20 protein-coding genes and 1 pseudogene are annotated in these 16282 nt (G+C 60.6%); 12 read left to right on the plus strand and 9 right to left on the minus strand.

Features of this window, described 5'->3' with window-relative positions; genetic code table 11:
* Both VJ604_RS14330 and VJ604_RS14335 read left to right on the plus strand, forming a co-directional pair.
* On the plus strand, positions 1–1092 hold a 1092-nt coding region (locus VJ604_RS14330; RefSeq protein ID WP_324083604.1), incomplete at its 5' end, for an InlB B-repeat-containing protein.
* A 185-nt stretch (positions 1093–1277) separates the two neighbouring features.
* Positions 1278–1559 (plus strand): CcdB family protein, encoded by a 282-nt coding sequence (locus VJ604_RS14335; RefSeq protein ID WP_324083606.1) that lies wholly within the window; start codon positions 1278–1280, stop codon positions 1557–1559.
* A 131-nt stretch (positions 1560–1690) separates the two neighbouring features.
* Here the strand turns inward: VJ604_RS14335 and VJ604_RS14340 are convergent, their stop codons facing one another.
* From VJ604_RS14340 to VJ604_RS14365, 6 genes are all read right to left on the minus strand, one after another.
* Positions 1691–2947 carry an MFS transporter gene (locus VJ604_RS14340; RefSeq protein ID WP_324083608.1) on the minus strand — a complete coding sequence of 419 codons (1257 nt, stop codon included), beginning with the start codon at positions 2945–2947 and terminating at the stop codon, positions 1691–1693.
* Positions 2948–3100: 153 nt separating this feature from the next.
* Entirely contained in the window at positions 3101–4084 is a 984-nt protein-coding gene (locus tag VJ604_RS14345; RefSeq protein ID WP_324083610.1) for a YncE family protein, read from the minus strand.
* 91 nt (positions 4085–4175) lie between these two features.
* Positions 4176–4844 carry a 3-keto-alpha-glucoside-1,2-lyase-like domain-containing protein gene (locus VJ604_RS14350; protein ID WP_324083612.1) on the minus strand — a complete coding sequence of 223 codons (669 nt, stop codon included), beginning with the start codon at positions 4842–4844 and terminating at the stop codon, positions 4176–4178.
* A 364-nt stretch (positions 4845–5208) separates the two neighbouring features.
* Positions 5209–5493, minus strand: a complete 285-nt coding sequence (locus tag VJ604_RS14355; protein WP_324083614.1) for a hypothetical protein — start codon at positions 5491–5493, stop codon at positions 5209–5211.
* 490 nt (positions 5494–5983) lie between these two features.
* On the minus strand, positions 5984–6634 hold the full coding sequence (locus tag VJ604_RS14360) for a LysE family translocator (RefSeq protein WP_324083616.1): 651 nt from the start codon (positions 6632–6634) through the stop codon (positions 5984–5986).
* Positions 6635–6720: 86 nt separating this feature from the next.
* Positions 6721–6987: a DksA/TraR family C4-type zinc finger protein gene (locus tag VJ604_RS14365; RefSeq protein ID WP_324083618.1), complete on the minus strand. Its 267-nt coding sequence runs from the start codon at positions 6985–6987 to the stop codon at positions 6721–6723.
* 176 nt (positions 6988–7163) lie between these two features.
* Between VJ604_RS14365 and VJ604_RS14370 the strand changes: the two genes are divergently transcribed.
* Complete coding sequence (locus tag VJ604_RS14370) at positions 7164–7442, plus strand: hypothetical protein (protein ID WP_324083619.1); 279 nt, start codon at positions 7164–7166, stop codon at positions 7440–7442.
* Between the two features lie 49 nt (positions 7443–7491).
* Entirely contained in the window at positions 7492–8433 is a 942-nt protein-coding gene (locus tag VJ604_RS14375; protein ID WP_324083621.1) for a GGDEF domain-containing protein, read from the plus strand.
* Positions 8434–8627: 194 nt separating this feature from the next.
* On the opposite strand, the gene VJ604_RS14380 is transcribed toward VJ604_RS14375, so the two are convergent.
* Positions 8628–9113, minus strand: coding sequence for a DoxX family protein (locus tag VJ604_RS14380; protein ID WP_324083624.1), 486 nt, complete (start codon positions 9111–9113; stop codon positions 8628–8630).
* Positions 9114–9354: 241 nt separating this feature from the next.
* Between VJ604_RS14380 and VJ604_RS14385 the strand changes: the two genes are divergently transcribed.
* The 3 genes from VJ604_RS14385 to VJ604_RS14395 are packed head-to-tail and all read left to right on the plus strand — an operon-like array spanning position 9355 to position 10062.
* Positions 9355–9624 (plus strand): hypothetical protein, encoded by a 270-nt coding sequence (locus tag VJ604_RS14385; protein ID WP_324083626.1) that lies wholly within the window; start codon positions 9355–9357, stop codon positions 9622–9624.
* Positions 9625–9633: 9 nt separating this feature from the next.
* Positions 9634–9828: an organomercurial lyase gene (gene merB, locus VJ604_RS14390; RefSeq protein ID WP_324083628.1), complete on the plus strand. Its 195-nt coding sequence runs from the start codon at positions 9634–9636 to the stop codon at positions 9826–9828.
* Positions 9829–9834: 6 nt separating this feature from the next.
* On the plus strand, positions 9835–10062 hold the full coding sequence (locus VJ604_RS14395; protein WP_324083630.1) for a hypothetical protein: 228 nt from the start codon (positions 9835–9837) through the stop codon (positions 10060–10062).
* Between the two features lie 170 nt (positions 10063–10232).
* On the opposite strand, the gene VJ604_RS14400 is transcribed toward VJ604_RS14395, so the two are convergent.
* Both VJ604_RS14400 and VJ604_RS14405 read right to left on the minus strand, forming a co-directional pair.
* Complete coding sequence (locus VJ604_RS14400) at positions 10233–10574, minus strand: hypothetical protein (protein WP_324083632.1); 342 nt, start codon at positions 10572–10574, stop codon at positions 10233–10235.
* Between the two features lie 13 nt (positions 10575–10587).
* The gene (locus VJ604_RS14405; RefSeq protein WP_324083634.1) at positions 10588–11055 is read right to left on the minus strand and encodes a cysteine rich repeat-containing protein; all 468 of its coding nucleotides are present in this window, start codon (positions 11053–11055) and stop codon (positions 10588–10590) included.
* 419 nt (positions 11056–11474) lie between these two features.
* Between VJ604_RS14405 and VJ604_RS19380 the strand changes: the two are divergent.
* The 5 genes and pseudogenes from VJ604_RS19380 to VJ604_RS14430 form a co-directional block, all read left to right on the plus strand.
* A pseudogene (locus VJ604_RS19380) lies at positions 11475–11807 on the plus strand (cadherin-like beta sandwich domain-containing protein); the annotation flags it as partial.
* A gap of 81 nt (positions 11808–11888) precedes the next feature.
* Positions 11889–13154, plus strand: a complete 1266-nt coding sequence (locus VJ604_RS14415) for a hypothetical protein (RefSeq protein ID WP_324083638.1) — start codon at positions 11889–11891, stop codon at positions 13152–13154.
* Between the two features lie 241 nt (positions 13155–13395).
* The gene (locus tag VJ604_RS14420) at positions 13396–14007 is read left to right on the plus strand and encodes a TetR/AcrR family transcriptional regulator (protein ID WP_324083641.1); all 612 of its coding nucleotides are present in this window, start codon (positions 13396–13398) and stop codon (positions 14005–14007) included.
* Positions 14004–15143: an efflux RND transporter periplasmic adaptor subunit gene (locus VJ604_RS14425; protein ID WP_324083644.1), complete on the plus strand. Its 1140-nt coding sequence runs from the start codon at positions 14004–14006 to the stop codon at positions 15141–15143. Before VJ604_RS14420 ends, VJ604_RS14425 begins: the two co-directional genes overlap by 4 nt.
* 23 nt (positions 15144–15166) lie before the next feature.
* Positions 15167–16282, plus strand: a 1116-nt coding sequence (locus tag VJ604_RS14430; protein WP_324083646.1) for an efflux RND transporter permease subunit, incomplete at its 3' end; no start/stop codon positions are given.

Below are 16282 nucleotides of genomic sequence, written 5' to 3' on the forward strand. Positions count from 1 at the left end.
AGGATCTACGTCATGGGCGGCGCTGCCCTGGTACCCGCTAGCGGCGGATGGGAAAAATCCACAACTCTCAATGAAAGCTATGACGTCACCACCTCCGGCATCGGCGTCACCTTCGCAGCTGGTCAAAATGGCAGCATAACCGGCGCCACCAGCCAGACCGTCAACTACGGCGGCAGCACCAGTGCGGTGACCGCTGTCCCCGCTTCCGGTTATCATTTCGTCAACTGGACCGGCACGGGCGGCTTTGTTGCCACCACGATGAACCCCTTGACCGTGAGCAACGTCACGGAAGACATGACCATTACCGCGAATTTCCTCGGCGATCCGGTGGACGGCGCCTGCGGCGGCAGTAACGGTGGCACCTTTACAACCATCCCCAGCAGCGGTCTCTGCGCCACCGGGCCGGCGAGCCCGGTGACTGGCGCCGGCCCGTGGAACTGGACCTGCGGCGGGACCAACGGCGCCCATAGCGCCGCTTGCTCGGCCGCTGTACAGAGCTTCGGCGTTACCCTGACGGCTGGTCCCAACGGAACCCTCGCCGGCGACACCACGCAGACCGTCAACTACGGCGGCAGCACAACCGCCGTGACCGCTGTCCCCGCTGGCGGTTATCATTTCGTTAACTGGAGCGGCACGGGCGGCTTCGTTGCCACCACAATGAACCCACTCACGGTAAGCCTGGTGACGACCAACATGGCGATCACCGCGAACTTCCTCGCCGACCCCGTCAACGGAGCCTGCGGTGGCAGCCAGGGACGATACGTTACCAGCGCTCCCACGGCCAATCTCTGTGCGACCGGCACGGCAAGCGCGCTAACCGGCGCCGGGCCGTGGAGTTGGAGCTGTGACGGCAGCAACGGAGGGCTCACAGCAACGTGCTCGACCGGTATGAAGGGGGACGTCAACGGAGACGGCAAGGTAGATCTCGCCGACGCCGTCGAGGTGCTGCGCATCGCCGCCAAGCTGGAGACCGCTACGCCAAACGTGGTTTCCAGGGGGGACATTGCGCCACTCAACTCGCCGGACGGTGTGATCGATATCGTTGATGCGTTGATTCTCCTAAAGAGGGTGGTTGGGTTGGTGAGTTGGTGAGTTGGTGCACTGCGAACTTTCCTCTCCGCCCGTTCAGCCCCCGCCCCTACCGATCCTGACGCCGAGTGCGCCTTCGCGCCCCGCAAGCCGTCCTGGCGTTGGTGCTGGTGTTTACCAGAGGCTTTGGAGCGACCACGAGGGATAGGAGAAAACTCTAAACTTATCCAGCAAGCGAGTTGTGGAAAATGGTGGCACGGGTTCAGGTCCCCTTTTTGCTGGGCATCCAAAACGACCTCCATTTCCACTTGCGCACTCGGATGGTGGTTCCCCTTGTTCGGTGTGAATTGCAAAGGGTCGGCATCAGCGCGCTCTGCCCCGTATTCTCGATCCAGACGGAAAGCGTTTTTGCCTCTGTCCCGGAGATGGCATCATTTCCGGCGCGGGAACTCGAAGACTGGGTTTTCAACCTCAACCACAAGCGAGGCGAAATATTCGAGGCAGTAGACCTGCTGCTGCATGGGTTTTGACACCGGTACGTGAAAAAAGGGGAAGCTAGGTGCGTCTCCCCATTGCTGGCACTAAGGCTGATGGTGACACCACCTTATCCTGCTTCCTGTTCAAGCCATTCTTCGGCTATCAGCTTTCTCTGCACCGCTCGCTATTCCTCGGGCGGCTTCACTGCCTGCAAGCTCCGGTACAGCGACAGATCGTAAATGATCTTGAGGCCACCGGCCAGAAAGAAAGGTACGTTCCAGAGAGCGGCGTTGGCCAGAAAGATTCCGGTGAAGATAGGGGAAATCGCGGCGCCCGTCGTCCTGGCAACGCCGGTGATCCCGGCGGCAGCCGATAGCTCGTCCGGGCTCACCACGGCCATGGTGTAGGACTGCCGGGTCGGCACATCCATCTGCGAGATGCTGAACCGCAGCAGCAGCACCGCGATTGCCAGAGGCAGGTTCGGCATCAGCGGCACCAATATCAGCAGGATGTTGGAGGGAAGATGGGTGAAGACCATGGTCCTGATCAGCCCGATCCTTGCGGCTACCCGCGCCGCAGCGAGGGCGGAAACGGCGGCCAGCAGGTTGGCAACGAAGAAGATGCTCCCCAGCAGCCCGGGCTCCACCCCGAAGCGAAGGTAGAACCAATAGGCCATGATGCTTTGCGGAATGAACCCCCCGCCAAAGGCATCCAGGGCGAAGAGTCCGGACATTTTCAGCACCAGGTGAAAGGAGCGGTGCAGCCCTAATCGGGCGGCTAAAAATGAAGGGGCCGCAGCCGGTGCCGACTCGTCGCGGGGGGATTCCGCCGCCGGCGTCAACCGCCTGAACAACACCCACAGGAGGGCTCCCACCCCCGCATAGACCACGAGGAGCAGCCGGTAGCTTGCCACCGGGCTCCACCCGGCATTGATCAGGCCCTGGGCCAGCCCGCCGCCGAAAATCGCTCCAACGGCCGAAGCAACGGACCCCGCCAGGCTGTACCAGGCGAAGACCCCGGTACGCTCCTTGTTGCCAACGAGTTGGGTGAGGGAAGCCTGCTCTATCGGCAGGAAGGGACCGACCTCATTGCCGCTGGGGCTTATCACCCCGACGGTTGCGGCCAAAACCAGAAGCGGATAATTCGTGGTCGCTGCGAAAACGCCGCCGGCCAGGAGCATCAACCCCGCCCCCACGACCAGCATCTTTTTCCTGCCAAAGCGGTCGGCGACCGTGGTGAGCCACAACGAGATGGCTGTATCGCCGACCAGGGTAAGCGTCAAGAGAAGGCCGATCCCTTTGGCGGAGATGCCGATGCGGTCCAGGTAAAGGGCCAGGACCACCGCCAGGAAGCCGTAGGCGAACATCCGCGCACTCCGGGCGATGAACAGCAACCACCCGTCATGCGGCAGCGACCGCAGTACTTGAGGCAGGAGCGACATTCTCTAGAGCCTCAGGCTCTGAAGGGGCCGCTCGATTCCCTTTCCCGACCATAGAAAGGCGCCACCCGGTCCACCTTTACCTGTTCCCGTATTATCCATCTCATCCTCTTTCTCCTTTAGCTTTCCTGGCACAGGCACTGTCTAAGGGTTCCTTCAGCGGTCGGGCAGGCTGTCATAGACTTCGATCCTGGCCCCGTGCACCACATAGACGCGGTGAGTTGCAGGGTCCACGGCAAGGGCATGGGCCCCCTCGCGGGTCCTTAGGTTCTCGATCACCGCGTATTTATCTGCCGATTCCTGCCGGATCACGGTCATGGTCCCCGCAGCGCCGTTGGCCGTGTAGAGGCGGCGTAGCGCAGGGTCGTGGGCTACCGAATCAACGCCGGAGCCGATGGGCAGCACCGCCTTAACGGAGCCGTTCGTGGCATCGACCACCACCAGCTTGTTATTGCCGCAAGCGGCGAACAGCCTGTGATGGGCGGGGTCCAAGGCGATCCCGGTCGGTTCTTTGCCCGGTGCTGTCCGGTAGCGCGCCACCACGGCCTTCTTCTTCGGATCAACCACGACGATCTCGCTCTTGTCTTCCAGGTTCTGATAGACCAATCCGGTCGCCGGGTCGGCCTGGGCGTATTCCGCAAGACCGCCCAGCGGGACGATGCCGGTGATTTTCCCGGAGGCGGGGTCGATGAAGGTGCCGCTGCGTCCCTCGTGGTTCGCCACGTAGACCTCTCCGGCAGCCTTGTCATAGATGATGGCGTCGGGTCCTTTGCCATCGCGGATCTTCCGCAGCAGCCGGTTCGTTTTCAGGTCGACCACGCCCACCGTCCCGTCCCCCCGGTTGCTGGTGAATCCCAGGTCGCTCCCCTCGACCAGAGCAATGCTGCGTACGTCCTTCAAGCCGCCGACCCTGGCAATGCTCCTGCCGGTCACGATATCCACCACGATCAGCGCGTCTTCGCTGGCGTATCCCGCGTACAGCCTATGGTCGGGCCCGCCGATGACGAGGTAGTCGACGTAGCCGCCTGATCCGGGCAGCGCCCAGCTCCCCAGGTGATGGACCAGCCCCGGCTTTTCCAGCCCGAAAGCGGCGACCCCCATCAAGAGCAAGAGCATTAGAAACCAGTGAGTGCTTTTCATTGGCCACCTCCTCCGACGCCGGGGAATCCGAAACCTGCAGCGGCCACTTGTCATTGTGAGCTACACCGTCCAGCGTCGTCTCACCACACGGTTACTGGGCAATCGCCTCGACATCGTCGAAACAGGTCACCGAGTCGGCCTTGGTCCAAAGCCCGATCTTGCCAGCCTGGAAGGTGTCGTCCTTGGCCTCAACCACCAGCTTCCCGTTCAGATACCCACGGATGTCGTTCCCGGTTACCTCCACCCGTAACTCCTGCCATTGGCCCGCCGGCACCTTCGCCGATCCCTCCTTAATGGCCTGACGCGAGCCGGCCACGTATCCGTAGATGTTGACGTTATCTTCCAGGGCGTTGGCGCGCAGGATGTAGAAGTTGTTCTCGTCCTGGATGCGGAAGATAATACCGGCTGCCCGGTCCTCGCTCCCCGAGATCGCCTTGAACCGGGCCGAGACGGTGACGTCGGCAAAGATCCGGTCGCTCAAGATTATGGCCGGAAAGCGTGCCGACGCGGTCTGGCAGAGCGCCTGCGGCTGTGTCGGCGCGTCCTTTTCCGCTCTTACCGACCAACTCCCGCTTAAAGTACGTGCCCCCGCCGGGACGCTTCCCGCCTTTTCTCTATCGAACGACCACTGCACGGCCTGTCCCGCTGCCACGGTGCTCTCTTTCAGGCGATGGTTATCAGCGGCATGCGACCCGATCCTTATGCCGAACGATAACGCCGCAACCACGACGCCTATACCGACCAAAGTTTTCTTGCTCATCTTACTTCTCCGTGCCCGACTGTTTCTTTCCGGTTCTTTTACCTACTCATTGTTTGTTGATGCCCGTTTATCCAGGGCGGCCTTCAACCCGCGTGCAACCTTCTCAACATCATCATACGCCCAGAAAGGGCGGGGTTCCTCAACTGAAGTTATTCTGACGATTTTTTAAGAGTTGGGTGGGATTAGCTGAAGAGGGTGGAGACAAAGGTCGTAGCAGCGCTGGGCACTGCAGTAGAAGGTAACTTTTGGTCCGAGGGAAATGGAAAGGAAAAAGCCGAACCTCTCCCGAGGTTGCGGCTTTTTTCGTGCGCGGGTTCTTCCTCAAAGGTGCAACTGTCGAAGTGACCCCGACAGGCTTTCCTGCTTAGTGCTGCGCTTCGAGACTGTTGAGGGTGGCCTTCGCGTTGTTCAGCCTGTTCTGGAGGATCCTCAGCTCATCACTGCTATAAACCGCGGCGCCCTTATTGATCTCGGCTTGGAGTACCCTGATCATCTGCTGGATGGTCATGTGCTCGACCACATCGGGGCATTGCATCGGATCGAGGGCGCACATGTTCTTCCCTCCCGCTGCGGGGGGCTGGTCTGCGCCGAATGCAGGAACGACATTGAGTATGCCTGCCAGGATGATAAGCAGCGTCACTTTTTTCATTTTTCTCCTCCTCTTTAGGTGCTTGCTACAGTTGGCGGCTTCACTGATTCAAGTTCAAGGTGTAGTTGAGCAAGCTGTGCCTTTTAATGTTTAACACGCCGCTTTTTTTGAATCCGTTTGCATGCCTGGCGGCAAAGGCCGCGGCCTGCGCTCCCATGGCGCCGACTACCAGCCGTTAATCCTTATCTCTTCTCGAAAGCATCAGCCAATTTCGTGCCGATTCCTTTTATGGATGCCGATTTTTCTGGGGGAAGGCTCTAGTCACGGGCTTAGGTGTTTAAGGTTGGGGAAAAAGGGCGCCGTGAAACGCTCGCGGAGGACGAGATTTCGACCTAAGGACGATATTGCGACGAAAAGGTGCTGCAACCGCAGTTTCCCTGTCAGCACACATTGAACGTGGAGGTCTACATGGTCCTTTTCCTGAACGCAAAAAAGCGCCGCGATACCTGGATCGCGACGCCAATTTCTGCGACGGCTCCCACCCTCGGCCTCAGGTGGACGAGACCAGTAACTGCCGCTTTGCCTCTTTAAAGGTTGCCACCAGCAAACCCAGTCCCAGCGAGCTCACCCCTACGGCAGCCACGCGATTGAAGGCACCGCGGGACCGTGCGTAGCCGGCACGCACACTGTGCCGGGAAAAGACATAGGCCAAAAGCAGGTGGTAACCCGCTGAGGTCAGCATGACCATGACGATCACTGCGGCTTGCAGGGCTTTGCCTGGAGAGGCCGGAAACGATGCGGCGAAGACGCTGCCGAAGAACAGAGCAGCCTTGGGATTGGTCATATTGGTGAGAAGGCCCATGCGGAAGGCGGCCAGGGAACTTTTGGAGGCGCGCAAGGCCTTGGCGGAATCGGTGCCCGAAGACGTGCGCCAGAGCCGACTCGCGAGGTACAAGAGATAAATCCCCCCGGCCACCTGGAGTGTCATTCGCATGGCGGGAAAGATCACGAAAATAACGTGTATTCCGAAGACAGCACAGATGCACCACATGGTTGAACCGACGGCGACCCCGAGGGCTGCGACACGCGCACTCCGGTCGTGCTCGCTGGCGGCCAGTTGGGTGATAAGGATAGTGTTTGCCCCAGGGCTGAGCAGGATCGCCGCATACAGGAGCCAGATGGTGAAAAGAATCGAGAACATGAAGAGTCCTTTTCAGTCGCAGGATGATTTCTTGGTGCCTCACTGTAGATTAAAGATTCCTTCAGAGCAACGGGAATCGTCGGCGATTATTTCAGTTGGCTATCTTTGCTCCCTTTCCGGTTATAGAGCGTTTCCGCCTTCTGTTTTTTTTCGAGCTCCGACTGGCAAGCAACACAATAGCGAACTCCCGGCATAGCCTTGCGACGAGCTTCTGGAATAGCGGCATCACATTCCTGGCAATTGGCCATGCTTTCGCCAGTGGGCAATCTCTTCCTCGCCAACTCGATTTCCGACTCCACCGTAGCGTCTATCTGATCCTGCACGGCACCATCCCGAGACCAACCAACAGCCATAGCGGTATCTCCCATTTACTAGGTCGAACATCCCTATTATATGACATCCGTCCCAGGAGTGTCTAAGGCTTCATTCGGAATTGGAGGCCAAGCGACGCGCGCAAAGCTCAATTGCCTGTTAAAAAGACGGGGAAATGGAGTAATCTATAATTATCACGACCTAAAGGAGGATTGTCATGTCAGGAAAAGCGATGTTTTACGGCTTACGAGTCGCAGTGGTGACGGTGATCTTTTCGGCAGGTTATCTTTGTGGCTCCCTGAATTCCCATCCTGCCCACGCAGACATGGGAGATCTGGGCGGAGAGTTGATGCAGAAAGCGGCCGGTAGCGGAGGTATGATCGGGAATGTCGCTCAGCTCGGTACTGCCATTACCGACATGGAGAAGCACGTCAGCGGGCTTCAACAAAACATCGACACTTTGAAGAAGGTAAAAACAGCATTAGGCGGGAAATAGAACGTAGCTGATAGTATAATTACGACTACGATCAAACAGCGAGGGAACTATGGGTGGAGACGACCGTCGCATACTGCTTGCCGAAGACGACCCCGTCATTCGCCAACTGCTGCTGAAGTTCCTGGAACTGTGGGGCTACCAGGTAACGGTTGCCTGCGATGGTGTCGAGGCCTGTCGGCTCCTTGGCTCGGAGGACCCGCCCAAGCTCGCCCTGCTGGACTGGAAGATGCCGGGGATGGCGGGTGTCGAGGTCTGCCGCCGGATTCGGGCGCAGCGCAGCGAGCCGTACATCTACATGATCCTGCTCACCGCGCATCATCGGGACGAGGACATCGTGGCCGGCCTGGAAGCAGGGGCTGACGACTACATCACCAAGCCCTTTCAGAAAAACGAGCTCCGGGTGCGCCTGCGCGCCGGCCAGCGGATCATCAAGATGCATGACGAGCTGGCCGCGGCACGCCAGTTCTACCAGGAAAAGGCGAGCCGCGATGCCCTCACCGGACTGAGCAACCGCGAGGAGGTCCTCGATTGCCTGCAGCGGGAACTGGCCCGCTGCCAGCGGGACGGCCAGTGCGTCAGCGTGATCATGGCCGATCTCGATCATTTCAAGAAGATCAACGACACCTACGGGCACCTGGCCGGAGACGTGGTGCTCCGGATGACCGCCCAACGCATGCGCTCCATGGTGCGCCCCCACGACGGCATCGGGCGCTACGGCGGCGAAGAATTCCTCCTCTTCCTCCCCGGCTGCTCTTTGCGCTACGCGGGCGACTTCGCCAACAGGCTGCGGATCGGGATCAGCTGTGAAGGCATGGAGACCCCGGAAGGGGTAATCCCGGTCACCGTGAGCCTTGGGGTGACCGCCACCGACAGCCTGCACAATTGGGACGAGGTTGCCCTCATCAAGGCGGCCGACGCCGCCCTCTACCGGGCCAAGCAGAAGGGGCGCAACCGGGTGGAGACCTCCGCCGAGTGCCTGGCCGCCGCCTGACTCGCCGACCGCTGCACATTTCCTTCCCTTAAATCCTGCACTTTTTCAGGCCACAGCCGACCCTGCCGCAGTCTGTTGAATTCCGAACGCTGACCGCCTGAGTCCGCTGCAGCCGTAGGGAGCTTCAATGGCTTGTGAAGGTTTCGGAGGATCGGGCAAAAATTCAGCAGGATCGGGATAACGTCTGCGCCCCCTTAATCGTGCCGACGTCGGGCATCGAGACTGAACGGTCCGGCACCGAACTGGGTGATCAGCAGCGCCCCGCCCAGCATCGAGATGTTCTTCATGAACATGACCATCTGCGTCTGAGCCATGGCCGGATCGGTCACCCTCCAGAAGGCGTGCATCATCAGTGTTACCGGAATCAGGAACAGCACCAGGAGCCAGGCGCCGATCCGCGCGTGATAGCCAAGGAGTACGCTCAGCCCTCCGGCGATGGCCATCAACCCGGAAATCGGCACGGCGATGGAGGCGAGCGGAACGCCTTGCGACGCCGCGTACTGTATGGTTTGTTCGGCAAAATGCTTGGGCCCGGACATCAGGAAGATGGCAGCGAAAAAGATCCTGCCGAAAAGCACGACGGTTGCCGCCGCGGTGGTTTCACCATGCTCCTCTGTCCCCTTCTCGATATGAAGCATATGGAGCATCTCATGGTAGAAGTGGTTACCTGCTGTGCTCATAACTTCTCTCCTTGGTCATCCGTATTTCTTCCGTCCCTCTCCCTCGTGGGCAGAAGACCCGCCGGATATTTCTTGTGGTAACAATTCATGCCCTCCTCGTTCACTTTCCCTGTCTTTTCTTGAGGATACTCCTTTTTGATTGAAGGTTGGACAGTATTTGCCGGTGTCGAGGCAGTGGCTAGTGGTATCATTGTGGTTGTCACCCCGCAAAGACAACCACTGGCAGAAGGAGGAATTGACTATGCAAGACGCATTGGTGCAACGAACGTACACTGCTGTCGTGGAGCACTTCATCAAGACCGGACGCGCACCACACTACACCGAACTTGCCAAAACTCTGGATGTGCCACCCGAGAAAGCGAGACAGGCACAGCATCAAGCGGCCGAGTCATCGATAGGCTGCTGGTTTGTCAAAGACACCGACTATGTAGAGTCCTGGGCGCCTTTTTCCAATGTGCCCACCCAGTACCTGGTTACCATCGACGGAGAGCAGAAGTGGTTCGGCCAGTGAGGAGTCGAAGTGCTGGCCGTGCGCTGGCTTTTTGCTGGTAAGGAAGTCCGGATCGACACAAACTGCCTGGATTGCGGGGAACCCATCACCCTCCGCATGCGCGACGAGAAGATACTGGAAGTCAACCCGCCAACCGTCGTTGGTCACATGAACATGCCTTTCGCGAAGGCTTTAACTGGCGAGGTGAGTTGGGGCTCTGCCTGAAGCCGCATGAATCTCTTCCGGTCGGAAGAGCACGTCAAAAACTGGTCGCAGTATGATGCAGTTTCCGCCCAATCCATCATGACCTTAGCCAACTGGGCCGAGGTGTTCAGCGGCCCGCTGTGCAAAAACCGCCTGCAGCCGGACTATCTCTCCCGGGTCAATGAGTACGCTGGCGAATTGCTGGCAACGTTGAAAAGGCTCGGCAAGGAAGGTCCTTTTTGGACGCCACAATAGCGGTTGCGTCTCGTTCTGAAGCAATTAAGAGGGGACCGACACCGAAAGTGCCGATCCCCTTTTTCATGCGCTCCTTTTTCTGGAGCTCACCTGTCTTTCTCACCACCACGAAGTCCCCACCAGCCGGTCATCCTTCCCTGCTCGAACGGCTCCCGAAGGACCTGGAGGGATCAGCGAAGATACTTCTTCCCTGACTTGTCGACGCAGATGTCATCCGAATAATCGAAATCGGTGAAGCAACCGTAGCAGGCGCCGTTGCAGGCCAGGAACATGCCGTTGCAGGCGGGACCTGCGTCGTGGGCGGAGTTGGCCATCAGGCTGCCGAGCATCTGTTTCTGGTCCGGGTTGCCCAGATAGCACTCCACCGTGAACTGCTGGTAGCGGGCGGGGGTTTGCTGCGCCTGGTCGCTGAGCGACGGAAGCGGAGGCGTCTGGCTGAACTCATCAGCAAAGGCCGGCACGGAGGCCAGCAGCAAGACAGTAACGAGATACATCTTTCTGGCTGAACGCATGCGGTCCTCCCTTCTATTGAGCCTTGGGCGGCGCAGTGGCCGGCGCGGCCGGCGTTTCCGGGGTGGCGGAGGTCACCGAGGTGGCCGGCGCGGCTCCCTTCATCTTGCCCAGCACCGTTTCAACCTGCGCGCGGCACTCCGGCGCAAGTTCACTTCTCTTGCCACTCAGGCAAAGTAACAGGCGCCCCTCGCCCGGCTTGACTCCGGCGCAGAACTTCGCGAGGTCGGGACCACAAATCTTGCGGGCTTGCTCCACTTTCGCCATCGCCTTGTCCACCTTGGCCTGGCACTCCGGCCCAAGCTCGTCGCGGTGCTCCTGCAGGCAAAGGGCGAGCCCCAGCTTGCCGGGTACCACGTGGCTGCAGAACTTCTCGATCTCCTCGCCGCAGGCAGGCACCCCCTGTGCCCTCACCGGCGTAAAGGCGAGTACTGCGCCTGCCAGCGTCCAGCAGACGACCGACGCAATGGAATTGCCTTTCATCGCTCACCCCGTTGTAGCGCTGGCTGCCACCGGCACCAGCATGTCTGTTGATGCACCTCATCACCTAGCTAAGCCGGCCCCTTACCTGACCCTTTTCTTCTTCTCGCCCCTTGGTTTTCCTTCTTCTCGCCGCGAGGGCTCTGGCTTTGACCGGTCCTTTGTCACCTGAATCTTTGCAGGTTTCTTTTAATCATCAAGGAGACAGCCGATTATTTTTTTCTCATCGCCAAGTTCAGGAGAGCGGTCGCCTAGTCGTCTCAACAGCCCCGGCAGGCACGCCCACGCCAACTTTCTTCTTTTACTCTAATTAGACACGTGCTATAGAATTACACCCTTTACCGTTGCCGGTACCGGCCCTCATGACACCCAACATAACCTCTTATTCTGACTGGGGTAATCACATTGACAAGGGAGGCAACATGTCTCGCTACAGGAACACGGTCTTCGCGCTCTTCTTCTCCTTTTTTGCTCTTTGCTGGCTATCAGCGTGTGGCGGCCAAACCAGCACGACTCCTCCGTCTCAGACCCCTGCCGGTCAGGCCGCCCTGTCTGGGCTTGCCCTATCCGTGGGGACGCTTTCTCCTTCTTTTGACTCCTCCGTTACCGACTACGCATGCTCGGTAACCAGCGACGTCGCATCCATCACCTTGGTTCCCACCACACAGGGATCGGCAACCGTCACGCTGAACGGCCAGGTTGTCGGCTCTGGGGCCACCTCTTCCCCCATTCCCCTTTCCAGCGGACAGAATGTCATAACACTGTCTGTCTCTTCCGGGAGCACCACCAAGACGTACCACGTGACAGTGACCAGGAACTCGGGTTACTGGACCTGGATGTCTGGCGACAGTACCAGCAACCAGGCAAGCGTCTACGGCAGCAAGGGGATCGCCTCCGCAAGCAACAAGCCCGGCGCCCGCGACGCAGCAGTCTCCTGGACCGACAGCAGCGGCAACCTGTGGCTTTTCGGGGGGGAGGGTCGCGACCAATCCGGTACCCGCGGTGAATTCAACGACCTGTGGAAATTTGACGGTACCAACTGGACTTGGGTTTCCGGTGACACCGTCATTAACCAATACGGGGTTTACGGCACCAAGGGGGTTCCCTCGGTTACCAATAAGCCGGGTGCTCGCAGTTGCGCGATCTCTTGGGTTGGGAAGGACGGCAACCTCTGGCTGTTTGGCGGCGTCGGCTACGCGGGATCCGGTTTTCGCGGGCTGCTGAACGACCTCTGGAAGTTCGACGGCACCAAGTGGACCTGGGTCTCCGGCGACAGTAGCCCCGACCAGTTGGGGATCTACGGCCAGCGCGGAGTCGCGTCGCCGGTGAACAAACCGGGAGGACGCCTGTTTGCCGTCTCCTGGGTCGATGCCGGCGGCAATCTCTGGCTCTTCAGCGGTTGGGGTCTCGCCACCACCTCCGCGCAATACGAGTTGAACGACCTCTGGAAATTTGATGGAACCAACTGGACCTGGGTGTCGGGAGACACTGTCACCAACCAGTTCGGGGTCTACGGCAGCAAAGGGGTCCCATCGGCGGGCAATAAACCCGGGAGCAGGGATGGCGCGGCCTCCTGGACCGACAGTAGCGGCAACTTCTGGCTGTTCGGAGGCTTCGGTTATGGAGGCAGCGGTCAATCAGGGTATCTGAACGATCTGTGGAAATTCAACGGGGCAGCGTGGACCTGGGTTTCCGGCGATACAACCTCCAACCAGAGCGGTGTCTATGGCGTGAAAGGGGTGGCGTCCATCGCCAACAAGCCGGGCGGCAGGGATGATTTGGTCACCTGGGCCGACCGCAGCGGCAACCTCTGGCTGTCAGGGGGCGCCGGGTACGCAGCGGCCGGCGTTTTCGGAGAACTGAACGACCTTTGGAAGTTTGACGGAACCAAGTGGACCTGGGTCTCCGGCGATTCCACCATAAATCAGGGCGCCGTCTTCGGCAGCAAAGGGGTATCGTCGCCTACCAACAAACCGGGCGCGGTACAGTCGCGGGTGGCCTGGACCGACGCACAGGGAAACTTCTGGATTTTCGGTGGCCGCTATTACGTGGACTGGACCAACGATCCGATAGGAAACGACCTCTGGAAATTTGCGCCTTAACTCAGGCAAGGCGAACCTGAAAAGAGCGGGGTATGGCAGTGGATCCGCCATGCCCCGCTCCATCGCAAAGGCATCCTTATCTAAGCAGTTATCTACGCAGCCACCTTTCCTTCAAGCTGTTTCAGCACGGTTCCTACTACCAACAGGGCCGCCCCCGAGCCACCGGTGCCCACTCTGCAGTTTCCCCTTGACTTCACCGCGCTGTTAAGTTACCTACCGGTAGGTAAATTTTGGAGGTGGTATGGCTCGTCCCAAGAAAAGCACCGCCGGGGAAGGTGATGCCGGCGTCCGCCAGCGGCTGCTGGAGGCGGCACTGACCCTTTTCACCACGCGCGGTTATGCATCAACGACGGTCCGGGAGATCGTGGAGAGCGCCGGCGTTTCCAAGCCGGTCCTCTACTACTACTTCAACAGCAAGGAAGGTATCTACCTGGAACTGATCTCGGAGCCGTTCCGGCGCCACCAGGAACTCATCGCCAGCATCGCCGGTCGCGAGGGGTCAGCAAAGGGGAGGATCCTCACCATGTGCGAGGTGCTTTTCGACCACTTCATGGAGAACATCCAGGTCGCCCGGCTTTTGTTCTCCATCTACTACGGCCCGCCACAGGGGACGCCGCTGGTGGACATGGACGCCCAATGCCGGGTGCTGGACGTGGCCATGCTCGCGCTGGTCAAGGAGGCGATGGCGGCAGGTGAGATCGGTAGCGGCCAGCCCGACGATGTCTGCTGGACCTTGACCGGCATGCTCAACGCAGCCTTCCAGGAACAACTCACCCCAGAGCCGAAGATAGACGGACCCGGTCTGCAGCGGGCCCTTAGCCTGCTTTTTACCGGAATCGGAGGAGATAGATGAAGCGTGCAGTGATGGCAGTAGTGGCCCTGACCGGCCTCGCCCTTGGCGGGTGCTCCGGGAAGGGAGAAGCGAAGAAGGTCGAGGCGGTGAAGCCGCCGGTCGCCGTGGAGGTGGCCGCCGCAGCTCCACATGATTTGACGGAGGGGATCGAGGTGACCGGCGAACTGCAGCCCAAGTTCGCCGCCGACGTGAAGACGCAGATTCCGGGACTGGTGAAAGAGGTGTTCGTCACCCAGTGGGTAACCGTCCGGAAGGGGCAGCCGCTGGCGCGCATCGACGTCGCAGAAACCGAGGCGATTGCCAAGAAGGCCGAGGCATCCGTCGAGTCCGCCAAGGCTTCCCTGGCGCAGGCACAGGTTTCGGCCACCCGCGCGGAAAGGGAGCGCGAGCGCATGCAGAAGCTCAAGGAAGCGGGGCTCGCGACCCAGCAGCAGGTGGATGATTCGCTGACCGAGGCGGCCGCCGCCCAGACCCGCATCGATGCCGCCCGGGCCCAGGTCCGCGCCGCCCAGGAGGAGGTACGCCAGGTGCGGGCCCGTGCCGGCAAGGGTCTGGTGGTCTCCCCCATGGACGGGGTGGTCGCCCTGCGCGACGTCAACGTCGGCGACCTGGCCGGCGACGCCGCCGCGGCCAAACCGATCTTCCGGGTGGTGGACAACCGGATCCTGAACCTTACCGTCACCGTCCCTTCCACCGAGTCGGCCCGGGTGAAGAGTGGCCAGCCGCTTGAGTTCGCGGTCGACGCCTTCCCTGGCAAGACCTTCACCGGCAAGGTGATGTTCGTGAACCCGGAGCTAAACGCCGCCGACCGGTCGTTGAAAGTGGTCGCCGAGGTGGTGAACCGGGACGGGCTCCTGAAAGGGGGGCTCTTCACCAAGGGCAGGATCGTCACCGGCAGCCGCAGGAACGTGCTCCAGGTGCCGCGTGCCGCCCTTTCCTCCTGGGACAGCGGCAGCGGCAAGGGGAACCTGATCGTGGTGGTAGGCGGCGTCGCCAAGCTCCGCCGGGTCACCACCGGTGCCGTGGCGGCAGACCAGGTGGAGGTAACCGGAGGGCTTGCGCAGGGAGAACAGTACGTGGTGCGCGGCGGCTTCGACGTGAAGGACGGCGACAAGGTGACGGTGGCCGGGAAGTAGCGCAGGCAGAGGAGTCTAGATCGATGGTCTTGTCAGACCTTTCCATAAAACGGCCGGTCTTCGCCGGCGTGATGATGCTCGCACTGGTGACGCTCGGGCTTTTCTCCTACAAGCGGCTCTCGGTGGAGATGTTCCCCAACGTGGAGATGCCGGTGGTCTCCATCGTCACCAAGTACCCGGGCGCCTCCCCCGAAACGGTGGAGCGCGAGGTCTCCAAGCGGATCGAGGAGGCGGTCAACCAGGTCGCCGGCGTGAAGCACGTCACCTCCTTCTCCCGCGAGTCGGTGTCCACCGTGGTGGTGGAGTTCCGTCTCGAGGAGAAGCTGAACGAGGTCGCCCAGGAGGCGCGCGCCAAGATCGCCTCCATCCGCGGCGACCTTCCCAAGGGGGTCGAGGAGCCGATCATCCAGAAGCTCGACTTCAACGGCATGCCGGTCGCCTCCCTCGCGGTGCAGTCCGACACCCTTTCCCCCCGCGACCTCACCGTCCTGGTGGAGAAGAAGGTGATGAAGCGCTTCGAGTCGGTGGCCGGGGTCGGCAAGGTCGACCTGGTGGGCGGCCAGAAGCGGGAAGTCACCGTGGAGCTCGATCCGGTCCGCCTGAACGCGCTCTCCTTGGGCGTGAACGACGTCGTCAACGGGATCAAGAGCGAAAACACCAACACCCCGCTGGGAAACCTGACCCGCGGTGGCGCCGAGTACCCGCTACGGGTGGAAGGGAAGCCGGACCGGGCGGAGGGATACCGGCGCATGACCGTGGCCGAGCGCGGCGGCAGGCCGATAGCGCTCGGTGAGGTCGCCAAGGTCACCGACGGCAGCGAGGAGCGGCGCAAGCTCGCCCTGGTGAACGGGCAGCCCGCCATCGGACTGGACATCTACAAGCAGTCCGGCGCCAACCAGGTGGCGGTGGTGGACGCCGTCAAGAAGGTGGTGGAGAAGATCCAGGCGGAGCTCCCGCCGGGGGTGAAGGTTTCCCTGGTGCGCGACGGCTCCATCATGACCCGCGAATCGCTCTCCGACGTGCAGGAGACCCTGCTGATCGGCGGCATCCTCACCGTCCTGATCGTCTTCTGCTTCATCAACTCCTGGCGCTCCACCGTGATCACCGGCGTCACCCTTCCCATCTCCGTGGTCTCCGCC

The sequence above is a fragment of the Geomonas sp. genome (assembly GCF_035254065.1).
Classification (GTDB): Bacteria; Desulfobacterota; Desulfuromonadia; order Geobacterales; family Geobacteraceae; genus Geomonas.